Source organism: Candidatus Poribacteria bacterium (assembly GCA_009839745.1).
Taxonomy (GTDB): Bacteria; Poribacteria; WGA-4E; order WGA-4E; family WGA-3G; genus WGA-3G.
This window is the reverse complement of the sequence record VXPE01000129.1, coordinates 25,684-34,019: the sequence shown is the minus strand read 5'-3', so window position 1 is coordinate 34,019 and position 8,336 is coordinate 25,684. Positions and strand designations below refer to the sequence as shown.

7 protein-coding genes are annotated in these 8,336 nt (G+C 50.0%); 3 read left to right on the top strand and 4 right to left on the bottom strand.

The genetic code is table 11. From position 1 onward, the window contains the following. Positions 1–425 precede the first annotated feature (425 nt). Positions 426–1,904, bottom strand: coding sequence for a peptidase S10 (locus F4X88_20265; protein MYA58618.1), 1,479 nt, complete (start codon positions 1,902–1,904; stop codon positions 426–428). A 501-nt stretch (positions 1,905–2,405) separates the two neighbouring features. Here F4X88_20265 and F4X88_20260 point away from each other — a divergent pair. Both F4X88_20260 and F4X88_20255 read left to right on the top strand, forming a co-directional pair. Then, positions 2,406–3,479: a Gfo/Idh/MocA family oxidoreductase gene (locus F4X88_20260; GenBank protein MYA58617.1), complete on the top strand. Its 1,074-nt coding sequence runs from the start codon at positions 2,406–2,408 to the stop codon at positions 3,477–3,479. A gap of 31 nt (positions 3,480–3,510) precedes the next feature. Continuing rightward, on the top strand, positions 3,511–3,939 hold the full coding sequence (locus F4X88_20255) for a hypothetical protein (GenBank protein MYA58616.1): 429 nt from the start codon (positions 3,511–3,513) through the stop codon (positions 3,937–3,939). A gap of 46 nt (positions 3,940–3,985) precedes the next feature. Here F4X88_20255 and F4X88_20250 read toward each other — a convergent pair whose 3' ends face one another. Next, on the bottom strand, positions 3,986–5,107 hold the full coding sequence (locus tag F4X88_20250; protein ID MYA58615.1) for an aminotransferase class V-fold PLP-dependent enzyme: 1,122 nt from the start codon (positions 5,105–5,107) through the stop codon (positions 3,986–3,988). A 130-nt stretch (positions 5,108–5,237) separates the two neighbouring features. Then, positions 5,238–6,191 carry an Mrp/NBP35 family ATP-binding protein gene (locus F4X88_20245; GenBank protein ID MYA58614.1) on the bottom strand — a complete coding sequence of 318 codons (954 nt, stop codon included), beginning with the start codon at positions 6,189–6,191 and terminating at the stop codon, positions 5,238–5,240. Between the two features lie 75 nt (positions 6,192–6,266). On the opposite strand from F4X88_20245, the gene F4X88_20240 reads away from it, so the two are divergent. Continuing rightward, on the top strand, positions 6,267–7,124 hold the full coding sequence (locus F4X88_20240) for a ThuA domain-containing protein (protein MYA58613.1): 858 nt from the start codon (positions 6,267–6,269) through the stop codon (positions 7,122–7,124). Between the two features lie 75 nt (positions 7,125–7,199). On the opposite strand, the gene F4X88_20235 is transcribed toward F4X88_20240, so the two are convergent. Beyond that, positions 7,200–8,201 carry a Gfo/Idh/MocA family oxidoreductase gene (locus F4X88_20235; GenBank protein ID MYA58612.1) on the bottom strand — a complete coding sequence of 334 codons (1,002 nt, stop codon included), beginning with the start codon at positions 8,199–8,201 and terminating at the stop codon, positions 7,200–7,202. Between the last annotated feature and the right edge of the window lie 135 nt (positions 8,202–8,336).

The following is an 8,336-nucleotide window of genomic DNA, read 5'->3' as shown; positions in this document are numbered from 1 at the left end:
CGAGGTCCCCTCGCCCGCTGTCAAATGTCCCATTAATTATGGGTTTTACTATAATTATTCCTTGCGGTTCGGTTAGGGCAATTGGACGAATAATCTTATCTCCGTATATCCGCCTGCGTGTTTTTGCGAATCAGAATCAACGGTATGAAGCCCGTGTGGGCTTCCCCGGGTATGAATGCCGTGTGGCATTCCCCGGGGTATTTCTGCGTATTGTTGCAGGCTACCGTTTGGATTTAACGAAAACCTTTTTACTGAAAACTGATAACTGACTGCTAATTATCTCGCGGTTCGGTCAGGTGAACTGGGGATTTGATGCTCCTGCCCGTAGACCTGCCTGCGCCGGTGTTGCAAGCTACGGGTTCCGTCCAAATTCTTAGGGCAGAGACTCATACATTAAAAAAAGCTTTACGGGTAAGATATAGGGGTTACGGAAGCACGTCGTCAAGGAATGCATCCAAGTCGTCTTTCATCTTACGCAATTCCGCTTGATCGATATACATCATGTGTCCCGCCTGATAGTAAGCCGTCGTGATGTTATCCTGCAGGGATTCGTCAAGCCCCAAATGGCTGAAGGTATACTCTGATGCCAAAAAGGGTGTTGCTAAGTCGTAATAGCCGTTTGCGACAAAAACTTTCAGGGCAGGGTTCATGGTCATTGCGGCGCGAAGTGTATCGGAGACGTTGACGTATTCGTTCTGATGGTCGCCGTAGTCCCACGGGTGGACGCGGCGACTCAAGATTTCATAAGGGAGGTCGGATTCAAATTCAAGTTCATCTCGGACATACGCGTTGAGAGCGGCGGTATACGCGCCTTGCACGACAGCGGAACTCGGATCGTATTCGTAAGTTTCACCCGCTGCATCGCGGTCGATTCCCTTGTATCGGCTATCAAAACGTCCGACTGTGCGACCTTCATCTCGGAGCAACTCCTTGCAAAACCGCATAATGTTAATTCGCATGTCCGTGCGCTCAATATATTCGGGTGTAAGTCCAGTATACTTCGCGAGGTGTTGAACGATAGCGGCACGTTGATCTGGAGGCACAGCACTGCCCTGCATCAAAGCGAGGGTGTAATCACCCAGCGCGAACGCTTTCACCTCGTCCATGAATGCCTCAAATTCGCTATCGACTTCATCTAATTTGTCATGATAACGTGCAGTCGCTGCATAAGTGGGTAGATAGAGAATGTAGGGAAGATCATTGCCCGGTGCGAATCGGATTGTCTGGAAATTAAGCACGACTGAAACGAGCAGGATGGCGTTGAGATAAGCACCGTGTCGTCCCTGCAGATACCCCGCCAGCCCACCAGCCCGCGTTGTTCCATAACTTTCGCCGATGAGGAGTTTGGGGGACCCCCAACGTTTGTAGCGCCCCAGATAGAGCAAAATAAAATCGCCAACCGATTCAATATCCCGCTTGAAGCCGTGGAACTGTTTTGCCTCTTCACCCGGAACGGCTCTGCTGAACCCAGTGCTGACGGGATCGATGAAAACGAGATCGGTTTTGTCTAAAATAGAACAGTCGTTGTTCGTCAATTGATATGGCGGATGTGGCAATTCTCCGTCTTCGTCGGGTTTGACACACCGCGGTCCCAAGACCCCCAGATGTAACCATACAGATGAAGATCCGGGACCTCCGTTGAAGGAGAACGTTATTGGACGTTTGGATGTATCCTCTACATCGTCCCGTGTATACGCAATAAAGAAAACGGAGGCTTTCGGTTTTTCGCCTTCCTTGTCGATTTCCTCTTTCAGAACGAGTGTCCCTGCCGTGGCGGTGTAACGGATCTCCTCGCCATTGATGGTAACACTGTGATGCGTAACGGAGAGTTTATCTTCAGGTATATCGGGGTGTTTTCCTTCATCTTTCGTCTCTTCAGATCCTTTTTTTTGTTCTTGGCTCATGGTGCGTTCCTTTCTCTGTTTATGAACAAGATTTATGTAAATCGCCTTGGTGTTCAGTGCATTTATCAGAAATTGCGGTGTGCGAACCGTGTGGAAACATTATAGCATATTTGGCAAAAACAGGTATGATAAAAATCTCACGACAACGGCCTTCTATCGTCCATTTATAAAGTCGAACCTTTATTTTGACAAGACAAATTGATGAACCAGAGAACTTATGTGTTCCCTTCCATTTTTCCAACACCTGAGACTGAATTGGAAAACCACGTGATTTGCGTTAGCCCTCCAGGTACAAAATCATCTTTTCAAGAAAAAGGAGGATGCTCTCACAGAACACTGAATCCGAATTGGTAAACCGCACCTACCGAATCTGGAGAGCCCAAAATGCTAAAAAACGGAAAACTAAATGGTCCAGTCAAACCGCATAAAGCATTTGACCTTAACACGCCTTGATAACAGCAAGTTTTGGCTTGCAAGCTACGCCAAAAACTGCTAAACTCTATGGAAAGGAGACACACAATGAAGAAACCGATCCGCTTGGGGCTGATTGGCTGCGGCGGTATTGTGCAGAATACGCATGCCCGCGCCTATTGCTCGCTTCCAGAGACTGTCAAGGTTACTGCACTTGCGGATATTGTTCCTGAGAATCTGCAAAAGATTGGGGACATGTTCAATGTGCCTACAGAAAATCGCTATACAGATTATCGGGAAATGCTGGGACAGGCAACAATTGACGCCGTGACGGTTGCCACACCGCATTCATTTCATGCTGAGCAGGTAATCGAAGCGGCAGAAGCAGGTGTTGCTATTATCTCTGAAAAACCGATGGCGACGACGTTAGCAGAGGCGGATAGAATTTTGGAGGCAGTCCGCCGTAACAGCGTTCCTTATACGGTCGTGCATAACTATATCTTTACTGCCGGGATGCGAGCGGCGATGACGGAACTGGATGCCTTGGGTGAATCGCATTTCGGACGGAGCGTCGGTATGGGACTGAAACCGACAGATTTCTCGGCTGATCATCCGACCGCTGCATTCGCATGGCGTGCGAGCCGCGCCAAAGGTGGTGGCTGCATCATCGACACGAGTTATCATGAAATCTACGCAGTCTGCACACTGATGCGATCCCCAGTGCGGTATGTCGAAGCACGGGTGAAAACGATGCGAATTGACATCGATGTTGACGACCTCGCCATGCTCCTCTGCGAACATGAAAACGGTGCCGTCACCACGGTTTCGGGGGCGTGGTGCGTGCCCGGCACGGATTCCGGCTGGTGCGAGATGCACGCTGAAAACGGCTCTTTACGCGTCCGACATCGCCAAAATGTGAAGGACGCACTTCGGCGTTTCACGAGGGCAGATGGCTGGAAGGAATTGGATATCCCTGCTTTCAACGAGGCTGAGCAGAACGATGCCAGTGGACATGTCCGATACTTCACGGAGACCTTCAACGCCCTTGCTGCGGACACACCCCTACCAGTGCCTGCCGAGAAGGCGTATCACAACCTCGCGATTATCGAAGCCGCACGCAAGGCGACAACGGAACGCCGCGCTATTGAAATACAGGTGCCGTAGAGATACTCGACCTTTTCAACAAGGAGTAGAAATGAAAAAAGGTCCGCTATTTCACGTTTTGATCGTCCTAACGTTAGGACTCAGTTTAAACATGTATTGTTTCGCGCAGCAGCACACGGTCATCCTTGGCGCTAAATCGGACGCTGAATTTGACGCCGAAGAGGATATAAATACAACATTATGGCTTGCTGCTGGAGGGATCCTGGGAGTGGCGGGTAATCTTCCACTCGGTATTGTTGCTATGGGTGGTGCTTACCTCTACCAGCCTATCCCGCCTGTTGACCGACTTCTCGGTAAACCAGCGAACTATGTGAGTATCTATACCGATGCCTATAAAGCGCGAGCGCGAAGGCTACAACTGGAGGCAGCTGGGAAAGGGGCACTCGGGGGTTCGGCGGCGTTCTGTTTATTAGGGATGGTGCTTAATATAAAGCCGTGGGCAGACTGGGTTTTCTGGTAGCACAGCGGGGCAGGCACAAGACCTGCCCCTACGGGTGTTGCAGGTATTATCCACGTAAGAGGTGTCGCAAGGCGTTTGCGATAATGTCCTCTTCCCCCGCATTGAGGGTGTAGGCATTAATCACAACGGTTTCCTTGCCCTGCGTGTTCACCTTGATACGCGGGGTGCCAGCATCCAATTCGTGTGCGACCTGCGTAGCATCCTTACCACTAATGGCAGTATCAAACGTAACATGCAGATTCGACAGGGTATGGCTTCTCTCTTGGTAATGGACTTCGCACGATACCCCGTCGAGATTCTCAAGTCCCTGTGCAAGAACAGCATATCTCCCATCCTGTTCCTTTGACCGCGCCCCATGGTCGGTTGACAACCAGATGTCGATAGCCGTCACCAACCCGATAATCTCCTGCCGGTCTACTTTCATGCCACGTCCAACGGGTTTTGGTCCAATGAAGCCGTGCGCACGAACGATTTCGAGGAGATCCTTCCTACCACAAATAAACCCTGTAGAATGAGGGGCATTGAAATACTTGCCACCGAAACAGACGAGGTCGGCAGATTGGGCATTCCGCCGGAAGTAATCAAGCGGATAGATTTGAGCGGCAGCATCGGCAATCAATGGTAGATTGTGTGAGTGCGCAATCTCAATCGCTGTCTCTAACGGGACGGCGTTGCCCTGATTGGGTTGGATGAGATACGCGACTGCGGCTGTGTTCTCACCGATAGCATCCTTCAATGCTACCTCGGTGCAGCCGTTTTCGTCCCCTACAGATATGAGTTTACTCCCCGGAACCGTAAACGCGCGATCATAGCCGTAGTGCTGTATCCTCTGAAAAACGATCTCGTCCTTGAGTCCGGTGGTATCTGGAAGTTGTGCGCATTTGTCAGGGGCGTTTCCTGTCATGACCGCTGCGGATGCCAAGACGAGTGCGGCATAGCATCCAGCAGTAACATACGCGTCTTCAACCCCCAACTGTTCAGCGATGAATTGTCCCGATTTTTCGAGCAATTCCTCCATTTCGACGTAACTTTCATCCGCTTGGCGCATTGCGTCTCGGACGGTTGCCGAAGGTGTGGATCCGCCTCGGACGGTCTGGTTGCCTGTCGCATTAATGACGGGGCGTGCCCCGAGTTTTTTGTAGATGTTTCCCCAACCTGTATTCGCCATGAGAGTGCCTCCTTACGTAGGATTTCTCTATCACTCGAATGAGAAAGCGTTAACGGTTTCGGATATAAATCTAAACTTACTCTAATAGGAAACGCAGGATTTGTCAATGAAGTTTCTTTTGTGTCGAGGTTTAGAGGATCGTCAATTCGTCTTCTTCGCCACTCTCCTCCAGAACCGTCGTTAATTCCGCCGCGACCGCGCCGAAGGCTTCGGATTGTGGGGATTCTGGATGTCCGGCGACAATCGGCACGCCGATGTCCCCGGCAGTGCAAACTTCAGCATCAAGGGGGATTTGCCCCAAGAACGTAACGCCAAAGCGTTCACTGGTGTTTTTACCGCCATCCGCCCTAAAGATTTCTGTTTTCTCGTGGCAGTGCGGACAGATGAAGTAGCTCATGTTTTCAATGATACCGAGGATAGGTACACCGAGACGTTCGAACATGGCAACGCCGCGTCGAACATCGGCGAGAGCGACATCTTGTGGGGTCGTAACAATGAGCGCACCCGTGAGCGGAATCGCTTGCGTGAGCGAGAGGGCGACATCCCCTGTTCCCGGTGGCAGGTCAATGATGAGATAATCGAGTTCCCCCCAGTCCACATCGCTGAGAAATTGGCGAATGGCACTGTGTAACATCGGTCCCCGCCAGATCATCGCCTGCTCTTCGGGCACCATAAACCCAATCGACATGAGTTTAATGTCGTGCCGAACGAGCGGAATAATCTTACGTTCCGGGCTGGTCTTGGGTTGTTCTTGGATACCCATCATTGTTGGGATGCTGGGACCGTAGGCATCAGCGTCCATCAAACCGACTGCTGCCCCCGCATTCGCCAAGGAAATTGCGAGATTGGTAGCGACGGTAGATTTCCCGACCCCGCCTTTCCCACTGGCGACGGCGATTTTATACTTGATATTGGGTAATGTGATGTTTTGTTGCTGAGGTTGTTGTCGGGGAGCCGTTGGTTGTTGGGGTTGTCGACCCGAAATTTGTGAACCCGTAATTACCTTTAAGTCGGGATGTGCTTTCGCCGCAGTATCCGACGCGGATTTCGGTTTTTTTTTGTCGCCTTTTTTTAGAAACCTCATTTGGTTCTCCTATCGTTTTGTGCCTTGGATATCCAGAAGGTGTTGGGTGAATATCAATAATAACGTATCACATGAATGAGCGTCAACACTGCTTTATGTGACGCTATAATACAAAATAGTTTAACATTTTTTCTGACAATTTTGTATAATACGTATACGAAAAAAGCGCGTGATCTGATAGAGTTCCTAAATTTAATGCGAAAACTAAAGAATTATCAATTCATCGTCATGTATCTCGCGCATCGCCCCATTGTAAAGGAGTTTTCTATGAACATTCTAATGTTACGCCATTCCGCTGGCTTTGAGCACACTTATTTACCCGATGCAGAAGTCGCCCTGAAGCAAATTGGTGCAGCAAACGGTTGGAATGTCACCACAACACACCGATGCGACCGAATTAACGCCGAAAACCTTGAAAACCAAGACATCCTCGCATTCGCAACGACAGGTAATCTTCCGTTTGATGACGCTCAGAAAGAGGCACTGTTGAGTTTTGTGCGGAACGGCAAAGCCTTCTTCGGCATCCACAACGCGACAGACACCTGCTACGACTGGCCCGAATACGGTGAGATGCTCGGTGGCTATTTCGCCGGACACCCATGGCATCAAGAAGTAAACGTGATCGTGGAAGACGGGAACCATCCAGCCACGCGTATGCTCGGGAGCAACTTCAAGGTCGTTGATGAAATCTACACGTTTAAAGATTGGGATCGCTCCAAAACACGGGTCCTGATGCGTTTGGACAACGATTCCATCGATCTCTCTCGCGGTAATCGTGAAGACGATGATTACGCACTCGGTTGGTGCCATACCTACGGAAAAGGACGCGTGATGTATACGGCACTCGGACATCCCGATGCCCTTTGGAACGAAGAATGGTTCCATGAACACATCATAGGATGTCTCAAATGGGCGGGTGGATTGGAAGATTAGTTGCCATCCGATCCTACGATAAACATTTCTCCGTTAGGCGCGCTGTGTGAGCGCGCCTCCTCAATTTTGTTTGGGTTAACTGGATATAACGCCTGTGGCTCGCAGCAGCGTTTCCTGGACCAACAGTTCGTGTGATACCGGACGGTCAGGAGGTTGTGTTCCTGCGAGGGTCGCTAAAAACGCGTCAAGCTCAAGTTCATAGGTGCGCTGACGGCTCTCGCCATCTATCTCAACAATCTGCTCACCTTGTGAATATCCATCCTTCGCTTCCTCTAAACAGAGCCGAATCGTCAATCCGGGTTCAAAAGGTTCAACGATGATAGCACTCCCGTTGCTCCCATAGACTTCAAATCGACGCGCAACGGGTCTCGGTTCCAAAGCGGAAATAGAGATGAATGCCATCGCTTTCTCAAATTCATAGACAGTTAGGGTATTATCCTTGAAAGGTTCGAGCGAACCGCCATCGTTTCGGAGGAAAGCGGTCACTTGCTCTGGTCGCCCGAGGAGCCAAAGCACTTGGTCGAGTACATGCCCACCCAAATCAAAAAAGATACCGCCGACGTGTTGGCTGATACGCGCACGTGACGCATGCGGAATATTGGTTGACATGTGTGCGCGAACGGAAAAAACATCCCCTAAAAAGCCAGATTTAACCCACTCTGCGACCTGTTTAAAGGCGGAGTGATACCGCAACATATAGCCCATCTGGACGTGTAAGGATTTCTCTTGGGCGGTGTTGATGACGCGCTGCCACTGCTCCCAGTTTTCACCAGCGGGCTTGTCGTACCAGACGTGTTTGCCAGCGTTTACAATCTGCTCGGTCTGATCCAAACTTTCAGCGTTGTTGCCTTCAGAAGCAACCGCAACAATAGTCGCGTCGTCCAACATTTCTGCCGCATCTTCAAACCAGTGAACATCGGCAAACGCTCCTTCGCCGGCTTGAAGTTTTTCGCGTTGTTCCGTGTCGGGTTCAAATATACCTGCGACCTCGACATCAGGATTGACAAGCATCGCCTGTAGTTTCCCGCGTGCGTGTCCATGTTTGGTTCCGTATTGTGCCATCCGTATTTTCGCCATCGTTCATCTCCAGAATCTGAAATTTGCAATGTAGTGCTATCTGGTTATTATACGAACACGAGATCGAATGTCAAGGAATATTTGCTGTATCAAACATCGGTTGATTTTTCTTACTGAGTATGTTTGAATATTGTT

What these genes read in the sequence shown, in the direction of transcription:
- F4X88_20260 (MYA58617.1), top strand. Translation starts at nt 2,406, where the DNA reads ATGGAAAGGAGACACACAATGAAGAAACCGATCCGCTTGGGGCTGATT.
- F4X88_20240 (MYA58613.1), top strand. Translation starts at nt 6,267, where the DNA reads ATGAGCGTCAACACTGCTTTATGTGACGCTATAATACAAAATAGTTTA.
- F4X88_20255 (MYA58616.1), top strand. Translation starts at nt 3,511, where the DNA reads ATGAAAAAAGGTCCGCTATTTCACGTTTTGATCGTCCTAACGTTAGGA.
- F4X88_20235 (MYA58612.1), bottom strand. Translation starts at nt 8,201, where the DNA reads ATGGCGAAAATACGGATGGCACAATACGGAACCAAACATGGACACGCA.
- F4X88_20265 (MYA58618.1), bottom strand. Translation starts at nt 1,904, where the DNA reads ATGAGCCAAGAACAAAAAAAAGGATCTGAAGAGACGAAAGATGAAGGA.
- F4X88_20245 (MYA58614.1), bottom strand. Translation starts at nt 6,191, where the DNA reads ATGAGGTTTCTAAAAAAAGGCGACAAAAAAAAACCGAAATCCGCGTCG.
- F4X88_20250 (MYA58615.1), bottom strand. Translation starts at nt 5,107, where the DNA reads ATGGCGAATACAGGTTGGGGAAACATCTACAAAAAACTCGGGGCACGC.